The following is a 16,288-nucleotide window of genomic DNA, read 5'->3' on the forward strand; positions in this document are numbered from 1 at the left end:
CCCCCTGTATTACTGCCGAACCAGGCGCTTGTTATCCGGGCTGATCGCCCCGGTGCTGCGGTACGGGTTGATGTCCAGCCCACCGCGGCGCACATAGCGCGCATAGACCGTCAGGTGCTCCGGCTGCAGCAGATTCTTCAAGTCCAGGTAAATCCGTTCCACGCACTGCTCATGGAAGTCGGCATGCTGGCGGAAGCTGATCAGATAGGTCAGCAGGCTGGCGTGATCCAGCGCCCTGCCCTTGTACTCGACCACCACACTGCCCCAATCCGGCTGGCCGGTGACCGGGCAGTTGGACTTCAGCAGATGGCTGTGCAGGGTTTCTTCCACCACCCGCTCCGGGTTGCAGCGCAACAGTTCTGGCTGCGGCTGCTCGTAGTTGCTGATGGCCACGTCCAGTGCATCGATGCACTGCCCTGGTAAAGCCACCACACCCTGGGCTTCAACCTCGGCCAACGTGCGAACCTTCACCCCCACCGGCTTGCCGGCAGCGGCGGACAGGTCTTTTTGCAGGCATGCCTGCAACTCGCCCAGCGAGGCGAACACCGTCTGGTTCAGCGAGTTGAGGTACAGCTTGAATGACTTGGACTCAATGATGTTTGGCGAATCAGCCGGGATGGCGAACTCGCCGATCGCCACCACCGGCTTGCCCGAAGGCAGCAGCCAGCTCAGCTCGAAGCAGTTCCAGTAATCCACCCCCTGCCAAGGCAAGGTCTGTGCAGTAACGCCCAGCTCGGCCCACTTGGCAGTACGCGGGATCGGGAACAGCTGTTCCGGGGAGTAGGTGGCGATGTATTCGCTGGACTTGCCCAGCGGGGAATGTTCGGCAGCGGGATGCATGGAAACTGACCTAGAGGTTCGAAATTGCCTCTAGTCTACCGGTTTTGCACCCCGCCTTGCAGGGCCAGTCACTCAATGGTCAATGTCCCGACCATACCCGCCTGGTAATGCCCCGGCACGTTACAGGCAAACTCGATGGGCGCCGATTGGCGGAAGGTCCAGGTCAGCTCGGCGCGCTGGCCGGGCATGACCATCACAGTGTTGCCACCCCCGTGACCATGGCCGTCACCGTGGCCCATCATTTGGCCGTGGTTCATCATCTTGCCGTGATCCATGCCGTCGTGGTTCATGGCCTCGGTGAACATCTTGCCTTGCATGGCGACCATTTCCTTCTGGTGTTCGGCATGCATGGCCTTGTCGCCCAGATTGAATTCGTGAGGCAGCTTGCCCTCGTTGACCAGCACGAAGCGCACCGTCTCGCCGGCTTTTACCTGCAGGCTTTTTGGCTCGAAGGCGATGTCCTTGAGCACCACGTTGACCGTACGGGTGGCCTTGGCCGCCGGGGCAGGCTCGCCGAAGGCGAAGGTCTGCGCCTGGCCAGCAAAAGCCGGCAAGCTGCCCAAAGCAAGGGTGGCGGCAATGAACAGGTGTTTCATGATGACTCCGGGGTTACACAATCGGGATGAAGCCACATTAGCCGGGGGCGACTGGCAGCTACCTGACAGGCACATTACAACTTTGTCAGCTTGGGCGAGCGGGCACATCGTCACGTATCATTTCAGCCATCACATTGCCCCTGTGCTAGCAGGGTAAAACAACGCCCATTGGCTACGCTAACTTTCAGATTATGGACAGTGCATGAAACTGCTGATCGTCGAAGACCAGGCCCGCACCGGCCAGTACCTGAGCCAAGGCCTGAGCGAGGCCGGCTTTGCCACCGAGTTGGCTACCGATGGCGAAACCGGCCAGTTCCTCGCCCTGACCGGCGACCACGACCTGCTGATCCTCGACGTGATGCTGCCCGGCCGCGACGGCTGGCAGATCCTTCAGGCCGTGCGCCAGGCTGGCCTGGATACGCCGGTGCTGTTCCTGACCGCCCGCGACGCCGTCGAGGATCGCGTGCATGGTCTGGAACTGGGCGCCGACGATTATCTGGTCAAGCCATTCGCCTTTTCCGAACTGCTGGCCCGGGTACGCAGCCTGCTGCGCCGTGGCACCAGCCCGAGCCAGGACACTACCTTGAGCCTGGCCGACCTGCGCCTGGACCTGATTCGCCGCCGCGCCGAGCGCGCCGGGCTGCGCATCGACCTGACCGCCAAGGAGTTTTCACTCCTTGAACTGCTGCTGCGCCGCCAGGGCGAGGTGCTGCCAAAATCGCTGATCGCCTCGCAAGTGTGGGACATGAACTTCGACAGCGACACCAACGTGATCGAAGTGGCTATCCGTCGCCTGCGCCTGAAGATCGACGACCCGCACCCCAACAAGCTGATCCACACCGTACGCGGCATGGGTTACGTACTTGAAGAGCGCACCGAGTGATGCGCCGGATTTCCCTCGGCAGCCGCCTGGCCCTGCTGTTCGCCGCCTGCACCGCCACCGTCTCGCTGGGCGCCGGCCTGTTATTCAGCCGGGCCAGCGCGCAGCACTTCATCGAGCTCGACCAACAACTGCTGGACTCGCGCCTGTCATTGTTCCGTACGCAACTGGCTGGCGTCAGCACGGCTGATGAGCTTCTGGCTCGCCTGCCTGCCCTGCACGATGAACTGAGCCACCAGGCCGACCTGGCCCTGCGTATCAGCGCCAGCAATGGCGCCACCTGGTTCGAAAGCCGCAGCGGGCTGCCGCAAGCAGCACTGAACACCGGGCTGACCACCCTGCATACACAAGGCATCGACTACCGCAGCCTGTCCGTACCCCTGACGCCGGGCACCATGCAGTCGCCGCAACTGACCCTGTACCTCGACATCACCCACCATCAGCACTTCCTCCAAGGCATGCAACGGCTGATCTGGCTGACGGTCGGCCTGTCGGCGCTAACCACCGCACTACTGGGTGCCTGGGCCGCCCGCAGCGGCCTGCGCCCATTGCGGCAGATGGGCCAGGTGGCCGCCAGCGTGTCAGCGCGCTCCCTCACCACCCGTCTGCCGGTGGCGCAGATGCCCGAAGAACTGGCCGAGCTGGCCAGCAGCATGAACGCGATGCTGCAGCGCCTGGACGATGCCTTCCAGCGCCTGTCAGCGTTTTCGGCCGATATCGCCCACGAGTTACGTACGCCGCTGTCCAACCTGCTGACCCACACCCAGGTCACCCTCACCCGCCCACGCAGCCTCGAAGAATACCGCGAGGCGCTGCATGGCAATCTGGAAGAGCTGCAATGGATGGCGCAGATGATCAACGACATGCTGTTTCTGGCCAAGGCCGACCACGGCCTGCTGGTACCGGGGCACGCGCCTTTGGCGCTGCATGACGAGGTGGATGCGCTGCTGGAATACTACGCGCCACTGGCCGAAGACAGCGACGTGCAGATGCTGCGCGAGGGTGAAGCCGTGCTGCTGGGTGACCAGCACATGCTGCGCCGGGCGCTGTCCAACCTGCTGGACAACGCCATGCGCTTCACCCCGGCAGGAGGACAGATAAAGGTGACCCTGGGGCCGGGGCCGACGATCAACGTGGCCAATACCGGGCTGGCTATCGACCCGACGGCGCTACCACGGCTGTTCGACCGGTTTTACCGGGTGGACCCGGCTCGGCGGGAAGGCAGCAGCGAGCATGCGGGGCTGGGCCTGGCGATTACCCGGTCGATCGTGCAGGCCCATGGCGGATGCATACGGGCGGAGTGCGACGGTGGGTGGACCCGATTCGTGATCGACTTCACTCAAGCTCGGTAACCCTGGGGCGCTTGACGCCCCCAGGATCTCAGGCAAACATCAAACCGCCAGGCCAATCGCCGGCTGCACCTGCGACGCCCGGTAGGCCGGGTAAATGGTCGCCAGGAAACTCATCACCAGGCCGGCGGTGCAGATGATCGCCACATCCCCCCACTGTAATTGCGACGGCAAGCTGCTGACGAAATACACATCCGACGTGAAGATGTGCTGCCCGCTAACCCGCTCCAGCCAACCGACAATCTGGCTGACATTGAACGCCGCAATCACGCCCAATACGCCACCAATCAGCGTGCCGACAATGCCGATCAGGCTGCCCTGGACCATGAACGTGCCCATGATCTGCGCCGGCGTGGCGCCCAAGGTACGCAGGATGGCAATGTCCGGCCCCTTGTCGTTCACCACCATCACCAGGGTGGCGATGATATTGAACGCCGCCACCGCGATGATCATCATCAGCAGCAGACCGATCATGGTCTTTTCCATCTTCATGGCGCTGAACAGGCTGCCCTGGGTATGCGACCAGTCATCGGCGCGGTAGGCGTCGCCAAGCCCGGCGGCAATCGCCTTGGACACCTGCGGAGCGGCATACAGGTCGTGCAGCTTCAGGCGCACACCTTGCACCTGGCCCGGCGCCCAGCGTTGCATCTCGGCAGCATCAGCGACATGGATATAGGCCTGCGAGCCATCCAGCTCGGCGCCGACCTTGAAGATGCCGACCACGGTGAGGCGCTGCATGCGCGGGGTGATGCCACCCGGTTCCTTGCTGATTTCCGGCACGATCAAGGTCAGCTTGTCGCCGGTGTTCAGGCGGAAGCGCCGTGCGGTCAGCTCGCCGATGACCACGCCAAACTCACCTGGCTGCAAGTCCTGCAGGCGGCCCTGGACAATGTGCTGGCCAACGATGGAAACCTTGCCCTCCTCGGCCGGGTCGATACCCCCCACCTGGATCGGCTGCATGGCGCCCTTGTATGACAGCATGCCTTCCATCTCGGTAATCGGCGCCACAGCCATCACCGCCGGATTCTTCGTGGCTGCGTCGGCCACCTTGTGCCAATCGTCCAGCGGCTGCACACCCAGGATGGCGGCATGCGGCACCAGGCCGAGAATGCGCGAGCTCATTTCGCGCTGGAAGCCGTTCATCACCGACAGCACCACGATCATCGCCAGCACGCCCAGCGACAGGCCGATCATCGAAGTCATCGAGATGAACGAAATGAAGTGGTTGCGACGCTTGGCTCGGGTGTAGCGCGCACCGATAAAGATGGGCAAGGGTCTGAACATGTACGAAATCACCCAATGAAAACAGGAAAACGGGGCAGCACTTGCCACCCCGACAGTCGATCAGATTGCCACCAGGTGGCCATCGTCGAGCTTCAACACGCGGTCCATCTGCCGCGCCAGGTTGAGGTCGTGGGTGACCACCAGGAATGCCGTGCGCGAGGCACCGGACAGCTCCTGCATCAGCTCCTGGATGCCTTGGGCGGTATGGTGGTCGAGGTTGCCGGTCGGCTCGTCGAGCATCACCAGGCCGGGGCGGTTGACCAGCGCCCGGGCAATCGCCACGCGCTGGCGCTCACCGCCGGACAGCTCGGCCGGCTTGTGGTTCAAGCGGTGGCCCAGGCCTACCCGCTTGAGCAGCGCCTCGGCACGCTCCCGGGCCTCGGGGATGGGCGTTCGGCCGATCAGCAGCGGCATGCACACGTTCTCGATGGCGGTGAATTCCGGCAGCAGGTGGTGAAACTGGTAGACAAAGCCCAACTCACGGTTGCGCAGCAGGCCACGGGCACGCTCGCCCAGTGCCGACAGCTCTTCGCCCGCCAGCCATACGCTGCCCTGGGTCGGCCGGTCGAGGCCGCCCAGCAGGTTGAGCAAGGTACTCTTGCCTGAGCCGGAACTGCCGACGATGGCGACCCGCTCACCGGCTTGCAGCTCCAGGTTGAGCCCGGACAGCACCTGCACCGACTCCGGGCCCTCGTCGTAGGACTTGCCCAGGTTGCGGCAACTCAGAACGGCTTTATCACTCATGCGCGACTCACTCATAACGTAGCGCCTCTGCAGGCTGGGTGCGGGCCGCACGCCAGGCCGGATACAGGGTGGCGAAGAAACTCAGGACCAGTGCCGCACCGCAGACCATGTACACGTCCTGGGCCAGGATCTGCGACGGCAGGTAATCGATGAAGTACACGTCGGCGTTGAGGAACTTGTGCCCGATCAGTTTCTCGATGCCGGCGATCGCGGCGCTCACGTTCAGCGCCGCGAAGATCCCGACCACGGCGCCGATCAGGGTACCGATCACCCCGATCACCGTGCCCTGGACCATGAAGATGAGCATGATCTGCCCGGGCGTGGCGCCCAGGGTGCGCAGGATGGCGATGTCGCCGCGCTTGTCGTTGACCACCATCACCAGGGTGGAAATGATGTTGAACGCTGCCACCGCCACGATCAGCAGCAACAGCAGGCCGATCATGGCCTTTTCCATACGGATCGCCTGGTACAGGTTGCCGTGGGTACGGGTCCAGTCACGGCTATAGAATTCCTGGTCGCCCAGCTGCTGGGCGATGCTCCAGGCTACGCGCGGCGCCTGGAACAGGTCGTCGAACTTCAGGCGCAGGCCCTGGACCTGGTCGGGCTTCCAGCGGTGCAGGCGGGACAGGTCGCTGATGTTGGTCAGGCCCAGGTAGCCGTCGATCTCGCCCGCGCCAACGTGGAAAGTGCCAACCACGGTAAAGCGCTTCATGCGCGGGAACATGCCGGCAGGGGTCACGCTGACCTCGGGGGCGACGAAGGTGAGCTTGTCGCCGATGGCAACGCCCAGCTTGGCCGCTGCCTTGTCGCCGATCATGATGCCCCACTCGCCCGGCGCCAACTGGTCCAGGCGGCCTTGCAGGACGAAGTTGTCAATGATTGACACCTCGCGCTCGCGAGCGGGGTCGATGCCGTTGAGCAGCACCTTCTGCACCTTGCCATCATGGGTCAGCAGGCCCTGCATCTGGGTGAACGGCGCAACCGCTACCACCTGCGGATTCTGCTTTACTTGTTGGGCAAGGGCCTGCCAGTCGGCAATGGGTTGGCCGCTCTCCAGCGTGGCATGGGGAATCATGCCCAACACGCGGGTGCGCATCTCGTGATCGAAACCGTTCATCACCGACAGCACCACGATCATCACCACCACGCCCAGGGCGAGGCCGATCATCGAGGTCAGGGAAATGAACGAGACGAAGTGATTGCGACGTTTGGCACGGGTATAACGCGTGCCGATGAATGCGAAAAGAGGTCTGAACATGTCGGGGCTTGTTCGGATGAAAGGGAACGTCCTTGTGGCGAGGCGCCTACGGCGGCTTTACACTCGGACCACCGCCGCTACCTTGGGTTCGCCATGACGACATTAGACGAAGAAGATCGCCGCGAATACTACCGCATCGAAGATCGGATCGCACTTCAAATAAACCCCCTTAGCGCGGCCGAAGCCCTCGAGCCAGATGTGTTGCAAGATGATTCACCGCTGTTCAACCTGCTCAGCGAACTGCACTTGTCCGACTTCGAGTCGCAACACCTGTTGCGCCAGCTGAGCGACAAGGACCGCACGCTCGCCGCCTTCCTGCGGGCACAGAACAAGCGCCTCGACTTGCTTAGCGCGGTGGTTGCGCAAACCCTGCTTGGCGAGGTCGGCGAGCCAGTACCGGTGGTCATTTCCGAAGGCGGCATCGAATCCGTCCAAGCCACACGGATTGACCCGGGTACACGAGTGAAGGTGAAAATGGTGCTGATGCCGCGTGCCCATGGCCTGCTGCTGCGCGGCAAGGTCAGCCATTGCGACCCACGCCCGGAAGGCGGCTTCGAGGTCGGCACCGAGTTCATCGACATGACCGACGCCCAACGACAACTGCTGGCCCGTTACATCCTGCAGCGCCAGCAACAGCAACGGCGCCAGCAGCTGGAACTGAACGACCCTGCCTCCTGAGCCAATTTCCCCCTGATTTGAAGGAACGAACGTGACCCTGATCTACGGCCATCGCGGCGCCAAGGGCGAAGCACCCGAGAACACCCTGAAAAGCTTTCAGCAATGCCTGTCCCATGGCGTGACCCGCTGCGAGCTGGACCTGCACCTGTCAGCCGACAACGAACTGATGGTCATCCACGACGCCACCCTCAAGCGCACCACTGGCCGTCGCGGCAAAGTGGTCGAGCACCCGGCCGCCGACCTGGTCAAGATCGATGCCCGCAAAGGCGGCCCGGGCCATGTGCAGCCCTGCCCGATCCCGAAGCTGGAAGAGCTGTTCGAAAAATGCCCGTTCGAGCACTGGCAGCTGGAAGTGAAAAGCGCCTCGCGCACCCGCGCGGCCACCACTGTCCTGGCGATCCGTGAACTGGCCCAGCAATATGGCTTGCTGGACAAGGTGACCATCACCTCCAGTTCACGCGAGGTACTGGGCGCCGCCCTGGAACTGGTGCCGGACGTGAAACGCGGGCTGGTGGCCGAATACGCCTGGCTCGACCCGCTGAAGGTGGCACATAACTATGGCTGCGAGCTGCTGGCATTGAACTGGACACTGTGCACCCCCGAGCGCCTGCTCAAAGCACAGGGCCAGGGTTTGCATGTGTCGGTGTGGACGGTCAACGAGCCGGCACTGATGCGCCGGCTGGCTGACTTTGGTGTGGACAGCCTGATTACAGACTTTCCCGGTTTGGCCAAGACCACCCTCGGGTAGGGTTGAAATCGGTCTCTCCGACCGGCTCAGGCCACCGGTCGGAGCCGCTCAAAAAAGCCGGTTCAGGCCGTCATAGGCAGCTACCCGATAGGCTTCGGCCATGGTCGGGTAGTTGAACGTGGTGTTGACGAAGTACTTCAGGTTGTTGTGCTCACCTGGCTGGTTCATGATCGCCTGGCCAATGTGGACAATTTCCGAAGCCTGATAGCCAAAGCAATGCACACCGAGGATTTCCAGGGTTTCGCGGTGGAACAGGATCTTCAGCATGCCCTGCGGCTCGCCGGCGATCTGCGCACGCGCCATGCCTTTGAAGAAGGCCTTGCCCACTTCGTACGGCACTTTGGCCTGGGTCAGTTCCTGCTCGTTCTTGCCGATCGAGCTGATCTCCGGAATGGTGTAGATACCGGTCGGCACGTCGTTGACGAAGCGCCAGCTGCCATTGTCGACAATGCTGCCAGCGGCCGACCGGCCCTGGTCATGGGCCGCACTGGCCAGGCTTGGCCAGCCAATCACGTCACCGGCACCGTAGATGTTCGGCACGGCGGTGCGGTAGGCCTCGTCGACCTCGATCTGGCCGCGGCTGTTCACCTTGATACCGATGTTTTCCAGGCCCAGCTTGTCGGTGTTGCCGGTACGGCCGTTGCACCAGAGCAAGGCGTCGGCCTTGATCTTCTTGCCCGACTTGAGGTGCAGGATCACCCCGTTGTCCAGGCCTTCGACGCGCTCGTAGTCTTCGTTGTGACGCACTGTGATGTTGTTGTTGCTGAAGTGGTAGCTCAGCGCCTGGGAAATTTCCGAGTCGAGGAAGCTCAGCAGTTGGCCGCGGTTGTCGACCAGCTCGACCAATACGCCCAGGCCACTGAAGATCGAAGCGTATTCGCAACCGATTACGCCGGCACCGTACACGATCAGCTTGCGCGGGGTATGGCTGAGGCTGAGGATGGTGTCGCTGTCGTAAACCCGCGGATGGTGGAAGTCGATGTCGGCCGGGCGGTAAGGGCGCGAGCCGGTTGCAATGATGATGTGCTTGGCGTTGAGCTTCTCGACCACGCCGTTGGGGCACACCACTTCCACGGTCTGCTCGTCGGCGAAGCTGCCGGTGCCGAAGAACACGTCGACGCGGTTGCGGGCATAGTAGCCGGTGCGCGATGCCACCTGCTTGGCGATGACCTTCTCGGCGCTTTTCAGCACGTCCGGGAACGAGAACCAGCGTGGCTCGCCGATGGCACGAAACATCGGGTTGGTGTTGAACTGCATGATCTGCCGCACCGAGTGACGCAGTGCCTTGGACGGAATGGTGCCCAGGTGGGTGCAGTTGCCACCAACCTGGCGACGGTCATCGACCATCGCTACCTTGCGCCCTGCTTTGGCGGCGTTCATTGCCGCGCCTTCACCGGCCGGGCCGGAACCCAGCACCACTACGTCGTAGTTGTAGACAGCCATGCGTACTCCTTCAGAACTGGCCCGCAAGCCACGGTCGCTTGCGGGGCACGATCATGCCGCCGGGGCGCCATGAGAAAATTCGGGTGCAGTCTAATCAACCCGGAACGCCGCGCACATTAACCCTTGGTCGCGTCGTAGGCCAACTTTGCCCGCACTACATATGCTTCACCCATTCCCTGGCGGCAATCATCCCTGCTTGTGCTTTCACTGGCCTTTCACTGCCCGTTCGAACGCGGGCGTAGATCGAGAGACGAAGCCTCCCTCTGCTCGAGTCACCAAAACCGCAGCCAGGTCATGCGCCACGGCAAAATCCCAGCCCCGCTGCGGACCCAGGATGAGCAGCAGCGTCGAATAGCCGTCGGCCTGCAGTGCTGAGGCGTCCAGCACCGTAACGGCCGCCAGGTCATGCTCGACCGGGCGCCCGAGGCGGGCATCGAAGGTGTGCGAATAGCGCCGGCCATTCTGCTCGAAATAGTGCCGATAGTCACCCGAGGTTGATACTGAAAGGCTATTGACCGGGATGATCTGGCGGGCAACCTGCCGGTCTTCGCGAGGCAGTTCCAGGGCAATGCGCCAAGGGCTGCCGTCAGGCTTGCGGCCAACTGCCTTCAACTCGCCAGTGACCTCGGCGACAAAGCTGCCGACCCCCATGGCCTGCAGGCGCGCAGCGATCACGTCGACAGCATGGCCGGCGACGATGCTGTTGAGGTCGAGCTGCACCGGGGCATCCTTGCACAGGGCGCGCCCCTTGATGCGCAGGTGCTGGTAGCCCACACGCCGGCGCACCTGGGCCAGTGCCTGTGGTTCGGGCACCTGCTCGTGACGGGCCTGAGGGCCGAAGCCCCACAGGTCGAGCAACGGCTCTACCGTGAGATCGAAAGCGCCATCGCTCTGTTCGGCAAGGTGCTGGCCGAGGCTGACCAATTCGAGCATATCGGGCGGCAGGGCCAGGCACTGACCGGCGGGCAACCGGTTGAACTGGCTGACGATGGAATCGCCGCGGTAGGTTGAATAGTGGTGGTCGATGTCATGCAGGATGGTTTCAACCGCCATCTGCACCTGGGCCGGCACCGGGCCACCAGGCTCGCGGACGTACTGGATGCTGTAGCTGCTGCCCATGGTCGGGCCACCCAGGCGCTCCAGGGTGGGGCCCTGGTTGCAGGCGGTGAGTAGCAGCAGAATGAACAGTAGGGCTGTGCGCACAGTAGGGTTTCTCGGTTGCCGGTGCTGGCCTCTTCGCGGGTAAACCCGCTCCTACAGGGGCAGCGATAATCCTGTAGGAGCGGGTTTACCCGCGAAAGGGCCAGCACTGACAACACACATTCAGAATAAAAAAACGGGAACCCGAAGGTTCCCGTTTTTTCATTGCCTTACAAGCGAATCAGCGCGGAAACGCTGGCGGGTTCACACCGGCCATGTCTTCCATCACACGAACCACCTGGCAGCTATAACCGAACTCGTTGTCGTACCAGACGTACAGAACAACGCGGTTGTCGTTGGCGATGGTCGCCTCTGCGTCAACCACGCCGGCATGGCGCGAGCCCACGAAGTCGGTCGAAACCACTTCCTGCGAAGCCACGTAGTCGATCTGCTTGTGAAGTTCCGAGTGCATGGCGGTCTGGCGCAGGTACTCGTTGATCTCGTCGCGGGTGGTGGCCTTTTCCAGATTCAGGTTCAGGATGGCCATCGAAACGTTCGGCGTCGGGACACGAATGGCGTTGCCGGTCAGCTTGCCCTTCAGCACTGGCAGTGCCTTGGCAGCGGCGGTGGCGGCGCCGGTTTCGGTGATTACCATGTTCAGCGGCGCGGCACGGCCACGGCGGCTGCCCTTGTGGAAGTTGTCGATCAGGTTCTGGTCGTTGGTGAACGAGTGAACGGTTTCGACGTGGCCGTTGACGATGCCGTACTGATCGTTGATGGCCTTGAGCACCGGCACGATGGCATTGGTGGTGCAGGAGGCCGCCGAGATGATCTTGTCATCGGCAGTGATGTCACCGTGGTTGATACCGTGCACGATGTTCTTCAGCGCGCCCTTGCCAGGTGCGGTGAGGATCACGCGGGCAGCACCAGGGCAGGCCAGGTGCTGGCCCAGGCCGTCGGCGTCACGCCATACACCGGTGTTGTCAACAACAAGCGCATTGTCGATGCCGTACTGGGTGTAGTCGACTTCGCTCGGGTTCTTGGCGTAGATAACCTGGATCAGGTTGCCGTTGGCGGTGATGGTGTTGTTGGCTTCGTCGATGGTGATGGTGCCATCGAACGGACCATGCACCGAGTCACGGCGCAGCAGGCTGGCACGCTTGACCAGGTCGTTTTCGGCGCCTTTGCGCACGACGATGGCACGCAGACGCAGGCCGTCACCACCACCGGTTTTCTCGATCAGGATGCGCGCCAGCAGGCGGCCGATGCGACCGAAACCGTACAGAACAACGTCGGTGCCTTTACGCGCCGAAGCGTTCTGCTGGCCAACCACGTCAGCCAGCTCTTCACGGACGAACTGCTCGGCAGTGCGGCCATTGCCTTCCTGCTTGAACTTGTTGGCCAGCTTGCCCAGGTCGACCGATGCGGCGCCCAGTTTCAGCTCGCTCATGGCTTTGAGCAGGGGGAATGTCTCGTGGACGGACAGTTCGGTTTCGTCGGTTTGGCGGTGGCGCGCAAAGCGGTGCGCCTTGAGGATCGAGATAACCGAACGGTTGATCAGGCTGCGGCCATAAATCGAGCTCACCACGTTGTTATTGCGGTAGAGCTGACCGATAAGCGGGATCATCGCTTCAGCCAGGGCTTCACGATCAATCCACTCACCAAGACACTGGTCGGGCTTCTGAGTCACGGGAACCTTCCACATGTAGGGACAGAAAAAAGGGGCTACATTATGACGCCCCGACGCGGAACCGGCAATGAGCGCCTGTCGCAGTGACGCAAGCCAGCGCTCATGCCCTTTCGAGCCTGACAGCCGGCACCGTCACCGGTACAATCGGTCTCTTTGCCGCAACGCTTGGAGTGCAATCTCCCGTGTCAGTTCTGCGCCTACCGCAAATGTCGGCCACGGCCGGCAAACAAACCTGGGGCAACTTGCCCGGTGCCGCCCTCAGCCTTGCCATCGCCGAGGCTGCCAGCAGCGCTGGCCGCTTCACCCTGCTGCTGACGGCCGACAGCCAGGCCGCCGACCGTCTGGAGCAGGAGCTGCGCTTCTTTGCCCCGGGCCTGCCAGTGCTGCCGTTCCCCGATTGGGAAACCCTGCCCTACGACCTGTTCTCGCCGCACCAGGACATCATCTCCCAGCGCATCGCCAGCCTGTACCGCCTGCCGGAGCTGAGCCACGGCATCCTCGTGGTGCCGATCACCACCGCCCTGCACCGCCTGGCGCCCACACGCTTTCTGCTGGGCAGCAGCCTGGTGCTGGATGTGGGCCAGACCATCGACGTGGAACAGATGCGCACGCGCCTGGAAGCCAGCGGTTATCGTTGCGTCGACACCGTCTACGAGCATGGCGAGTTCGCCGTGCGCGGCGCGCTGATCGACCTGTTCCCGATGGGCAGCAAGCTGCCCTACCGCATCGACCTGTTCGATAACGAGATCGAGACGCTGCGCACCTTCGACCCCGAGACCCAGCGCTCGATCGACAAGGTGGATTCGGTGCGCCTGCTGCCAGCACGCGAATTCCCGATGCAGAAGGAAGAAGTGACCCGCTTCAAGGCACGCTTTCGCGAGCGCTTCGACGTCGACTTCCGCCGCAGTGCAATCTTCCAGGACCTGGCCAGCGGCATCATCCCCGCCGGTATCGAGTACTACCTGCCGCTGTTCTTCGAAGACACCTCGACCCTGTTCGACTACCTGCCGACCGACACCCAGGTGTTCTCGCTCCCCGGCGTGGAACAGGCCGCCGAGCACTTCTGGAACGACGTGCGCGGGCGTTATGAAGACCGCCGCGGCGACCTCAGCCGGCCGCTGTTGCCGCCGGCCGAGCTGTTCATGCCGGTGGAAGATTGCTTCGCCCGGCTCAAGCAGTGGCCCCGGGTAGTGGTCAGCAGCGAAGAGCTCGACTCTGGGGTGGGCCGCGAGCGCTTCCCGGCGCGCGCCCTGCCCAACCTGGCCATCGAGGCCAAGGCCAACCAGCCACTGGCCGAGCTGGCCAACTTCCTCGACCAGTTCCCCGGCCGCGTACTGTTCACTGCCGAATCAGCGGGCCGCCGTGAAGTGCTGCTGGAGCTGCTCGAACGGCTGAAGCTGCGCCCGCATACCGTCGATGGCTGGGACGATTTCATAACCGGTGCCGAGCGCCTGGCGATCACCATCGCCCCGCTGGACGACGGCCTGCTGCTGGACGACCCAGGCCTGGCCCTGATTGCCGAAAGCCCACTGTTCGGCCAGCGGGTGATGCAGCGCCGGCGCCGTGACAAGCGCGGCGAAACCGCCAACGACGCGGTCATCAAGAACCTCACCGAGCTGCGCGAAGGCGCGCCGGTGGTGCACATCGACCATGGTGTCGGCCGCTACCTGGGCCTGGCCACCCTGGAAATCGACGGCCAGGCCGCCGAATTCCTGACGCTGGAATACGCCGAGAACGCCAAGTTGTATGTGCCGGTGGCCAACCTGCACCTGATCGCCCGCTACACCGGCAGCGACGACGCCCTGGCACCGCTGCACCGGCTGGGTTCGGAGGCCTGGCAGAAAGCCAAGCGCAAGGCCGCCGAACAGGTCCGCGACGTGGCCGCCGAACTGCTCGACATCTATGCCCGCCGCGCCGCGCGCAAGGGCTACGCGTTTGCCGACCCGTCCGCCGACTACGCCACCTTCAGCGCCGGCTTCCCGTTCGAGGAAACCCCGGACCAGCAGGCTGCAATCGAGGCCGTGCGAGCCGATATGCTGGCGCCCAAGCCAATGGACCGCCTGGTCTGTGGCGACGTGGGCTTCGGCAAGACCGAAGTGGCCATGCGCGCGGCGTTCATCGCCGTGCACAGTGGCCGCCAGGTGGCTGTACTGGTGCCCACCACCCTGCTTGCCCAGCAGCATTACAACAGTTTCCGCGACCGCTTTGCCGACTGGCCCGTGACCGTGGAAGTGATGAGCCGCTTCAAGTCGGCCAAGGAAGTGGCCGCCGCCGCCGCGGACCTTGCCGAAGGCAAGATCGACATCCTCATCGGCACCCACAAGCTGCTGCAGGACGACGTGCGCTTCAAAGACCTGGGCCTGGCCATCATCGATGAAGAGCACCGCTTTGGCGTCCGCCAGAAAGAACAGCTGAAGGCGCTGCGCAGCGAGGTCGACATCCTCACCCTGACCGCCACGCCGATTCCGCGCACGCTGAACATGGCTGTGGCGGGCATGCGCGACCTGTCAATCATCGCCACGCCGCCAGCACGCCGCCTGTCTGTGCGCACCTTCGTCATGGAGCAGAACAAGAGCACGGTCAAGGAGGCGCTGCTGCGCGAACTGTTGCGCGGTGGCCAGGTGTACTACCTGCACAACGATGTGAAAACCATCGAAAAATGCGCCGCCGACCTTGCCGAGCTGGTGCCTGAGGCACGCATCGGCATCGGCCACGGGCAAATGCGCGAACGCGAGCTGGAACAGGTGATGAGCGATTTCTACCACAAGCGCTTCAACGTGCTGGTGGCCTCGACCATTATCGAAACCGGTATCGACGTGCCCAGCGCCAACACCATCGTCATCGAGCGCGCCGACAAGTTCGGCCTGGCCCAGCTGCACCAGTTGCGTGGCCGGGTTGGCCGTAGCCACCACCAGGCTTACGCCTACCTGCTCACACCTACCCGTCAGAAGGTCAGCGCCGACGCCGAAAAGCGCCTGGAGGCGATCGCCAACACACAAGACCTTGGCGCAGGCTTCGTGCTGGCCACCAACGACCTGGAAATCCGCGGGGCCGGCGAGCTGCTGGGCGAAGGCCAGAGCGGGCAGATCCAGGCGGTGGGCTTCACCCTGTACATGGAAATGCTCGAGCGCGCGGTCAAGGCAATCCGTAAAGGTACCCAGCCGAACCTTGAGCAACCACTGGGCGGCGGCCCGGAGATCAACCTGCGCCTGCCGGCACTGATCCCCGAAGACTACCTGCCTGACGTGCATGCGCGTCTGATCCTGTACAAACGCATTGCCTCGGCTGCCGACGAAGAAGGCCTCAAGGACTTGCAGGTCGAGATGATCGACCGCTTCGGCCTGTTGCCAGAGCCGACCAAGAACCTGATGCGCCTGACGTCGCTCAAGCTGCACGCGGAAAAGCTCGGGATCAAGAAAGTCGATGCGGGGCCCAACGGTGGCAAGCTCGAGTTCGAAGCCGAAACCCCGGTCGACCCGTTGACCCTGATCAAGCTGATCCAGGGTCAGCCCAAACGTTACAAGTTCGAAGGCGCTACCCAGTTCCGCTTCCTGGTACCGATGGAACGCCCCGACGAACGTTTCAATACCCTGGAGGCGCTGTTCGAGCGCCTGACCCCACAGCCTGCCTAAGGAAGA

13 protein-coding genes are annotated in these 16,288 nt (G+C 63.1%); 5 read left to right on the forward strand and 8 right to left on the reverse strand.

The window, feature by feature from the left end:
* Positions 1-9: 9 nt before the first annotated feature.
* Both queF and QCL51_RS16730 read right to left on the reverse strand, forming a co-directional pair.
* Positions 10-840: an NADPH-dependent 7-cyano-7-deazaguanine reductase QueF gene (queF, locus tag QCL51_RS16725; RefSeq protein WP_021785410.1), complete on the reverse strand. Its 831-nt coding sequence runs from the start codon at positions 838-840 to the stop codon at positions 10-12.
* A gap of 68 nt (positions 841-908) precedes the next feature.
* On the reverse strand, positions 909-1,436 hold the full coding sequence (locus QCL51_RS16730) for a cupredoxin family protein (protein WP_103469272.1): 528 nt from the start codon (positions 1,434-1,436) through the stop codon (positions 909-911).
* A 202-nt stretch (positions 1,437-1,638) separates the two neighbouring features.
* Between QCL51_RS16730 and cinR the strand changes: the two genes are divergently transcribed.
* Positions 1,639-2,319 carry a two-component system response regulator CinR gene (cinR, locus tag QCL51_RS16735; protein WP_020193569.1) on the forward strand — a complete coding sequence of 227 codons (681 nt, stop codon included), beginning with the start codon at positions 1,639-1,641 and terminating at the stop codon, positions 2,317-2,319.
* Entirely contained in the window at positions 2,316-3,668 is a 1,353-nt protein-coding gene (gene cinS / locus QCL51_RS16740; RefSeq protein ID WP_053870450.1) for a two-component system sensor histidine kinase CinS, read from the forward strand. Before cinR ends, cinS begins: the two co-directional genes overlap by 4 nt.
* Before the next feature lie 39 nt (positions 3,669-3,707).
* Here cinS and QCL51_RS16745 read toward each other — a convergent pair whose 3' ends face one another.
* From QCL51_RS16745 to QCL51_RS16755, 3 genes are read right to left on the reverse strand one after another with little or no spacing between them, the layout of a single operon-like run.
* Positions 3,708-4,949, reverse strand: a complete 1,242-nt coding sequence (locus QCL51_RS16745; protein WP_021785413.1) for a lipoprotein-releasing ABC transporter permease subunit — start codon at positions 4,947-4,949, stop codon at positions 3,708-3,710.
* 60 nt (positions 4,950-5,009) lie between these two features.
* Entirely contained in the window at positions 5,010-5,693 is a 684-nt protein-coding gene (gene lolD / locus QCL51_RS16750; protein ID WP_172402812.1) for a lipoprotein-releasing ABC transporter ATP-binding protein LolD, read from the reverse strand.
* 7 nt (positions 5,694-5,700) lie between these two features.
* Positions 5,701-6,951, reverse strand: a complete 1,251-nt coding sequence (locus QCL51_RS16755) for a lipoprotein-releasing ABC transporter permease subunit (protein WP_021785415.1) — start codon at positions 6,949-6,951, stop codon at positions 5,701-5,703.
* A gap of 93 nt (positions 6,952-7,044) precedes the next feature.
* Here QCL51_RS16755 and QCL51_RS16760 point away from each other — a divergent pair, with 93 nt between their 5' ends.
* Together QCL51_RS16760 and QCL51_RS16765 are read left to right on the forward strand one after the other, a co-directional pair.
* The gene (locus QCL51_RS16760) at positions 7,045-7,629 is read left to right on the forward strand and encodes a PilZ domain-containing protein (RefSeq protein WP_021785416.1); all 585 of its coding nucleotides are present in this window, start codon (positions 7,045-7,047) and stop codon (positions 7,627-7,629) included.
* A 31-nt stretch (positions 7,630-7,660) separates the two neighbouring features.
* Positions 7,661-8,377 (forward strand): glycerophosphodiester phosphodiesterase, encoded by a 717-nt coding sequence (locus tag QCL51_RS16765; RefSeq protein ID WP_021785417.1) that lies wholly within the window; start codon positions 7,661-7,663, stop codon positions 8,375-8,377.
* Between the two features lie 48 nt (positions 8,378-8,425).
* Here QCL51_RS16765 and sthA read toward each other — a convergent pair whose 3' ends face one another.
* From sthA to QCL51_RS16780, 3 genes are all read right to left on the reverse strand, one after another.
* Positions 8,426-9,820: a Si-specific NAD(P)(+) transhydrogenase gene (sthA, locus tag QCL51_RS16770; protein ID WP_021785418.1), complete on the reverse strand. Its 1,395-nt coding sequence runs from the start codon at positions 9,818-9,820 to the stop codon at positions 8,426-8,428.
* Positions 9,821-10,024: 204 nt separating this feature from the next.
* Positions 10,025-11,023 (reverse strand): FAD:protein FMN transferase, encoded by a 999-nt coding sequence (locus tag QCL51_RS16775; protein ID WP_103443940.1) that lies wholly within the window; start codon positions 11,021-11,023, stop codon positions 10,025-10,027.
* Positions 11,024-11,201: 178 nt separating this feature from the next.
* The gene (locus tag QCL51_RS16780; protein WP_021785419.1) at positions 11,202-12,665 is read right to left on the reverse strand and encodes a glyceraldehyde-3-phosphate dehydrogenase; all 1,464 of its coding nucleotides are present in this window, start codon (positions 12,663-12,665) and stop codon (positions 11,202-11,204) included.
* A gap of 167 nt (positions 12,666-12,832) precedes the next feature.
* On the opposite strand from QCL51_RS16780, the gene mfd reads away from it, so the two are divergent.
* Positions 12,833-16,282: a transcription-repair coupling factor gene (mfd, locus tag QCL51_RS16785; protein WP_321142052.1), complete on the forward strand. Its 3,450-nt coding sequence runs from the start codon at positions 12,833-12,835 to the stop codon at positions 16,280-16,282.
* Positions 16,283-16,288: the final 6 nt, after the last annotated feature.

It is taken from the genome of Pseudomonas sp. LTR0 (genome assembly GCF_036630035.1).
Taxonomy (GTDB): Bacteria; Pseudomonadota; Gammaproteobacteria; order Pseudomonadales; family Pseudomonadaceae; genus Aquipseudomonas; species Aquipseudomonas putida_Y.

What these genes read in the sequence shown, in the direction of transcription:
- queF (WP_021785410.1), bottom strand. Translation starts at nt 840, where the DNA reads ATGCATCCCGCTGCCGAACATTCCCCGCTGGGCAAGTCCAGCGAATAC.
- cinR (WP_020193569.1), top strand. Translation starts at nt 1,639, where the DNA reads ATGAAACTGCTGATCGTCGAAGACCAGGCCCGCACCGGCCAGTACCTG.
- lolD (WP_172402812.1), bottom strand. Translation starts at nt 5,693, where the DNA reads ATGAGTGATAAAGCCGTTCTGAGTTGCCGCAACCTGGGCAAGTCCTAC.
- QCL51_RS16730 (WP_103469272.1), bottom strand. Translation starts at nt 1,436, where the DNA reads ATGAAACACCTGTTCATTGCCGCCACCCTTGCTTTGGGCAGCTTGCCG.
- QCL51_RS16780 (WP_021785419.1), bottom strand. Translation starts at nt 12,665, where the DNA reads ATGTGGAAGGTTCCCGTGACTCAGAAGCCCGACCAGTGTCTTGGTGAG.
- QCL51_RS16745 (WP_021785413.1), bottom strand. Translation starts at nt 4,949, where the DNA reads ATGTTCAGACCCTTGCCCATCTTTATCGGTGCGCGCTACACCCGAGCC.
- QCL51_RS16755 (WP_021785415.1), bottom strand. Translation starts at nt 6,951, where the DNA reads ATGTTCAGACCTCTTTTCGCATTCATCGGCACGCGTTATACCCGTGCC.
- sthA (WP_021785418.1), bottom strand. Translation starts at nt 9,820, where the DNA reads ATGGCTGTCTACAACTACGACGTAGTGGTGCTGGGTTCCGGCCCGGCC.
- QCL51_RS16760 (WP_021785416.1), top strand. Translation starts at nt 7,045, where the DNA reads ATGACGACATTAGACGAAGAAGATCGCCGCGAATACTACCGCATCGAA.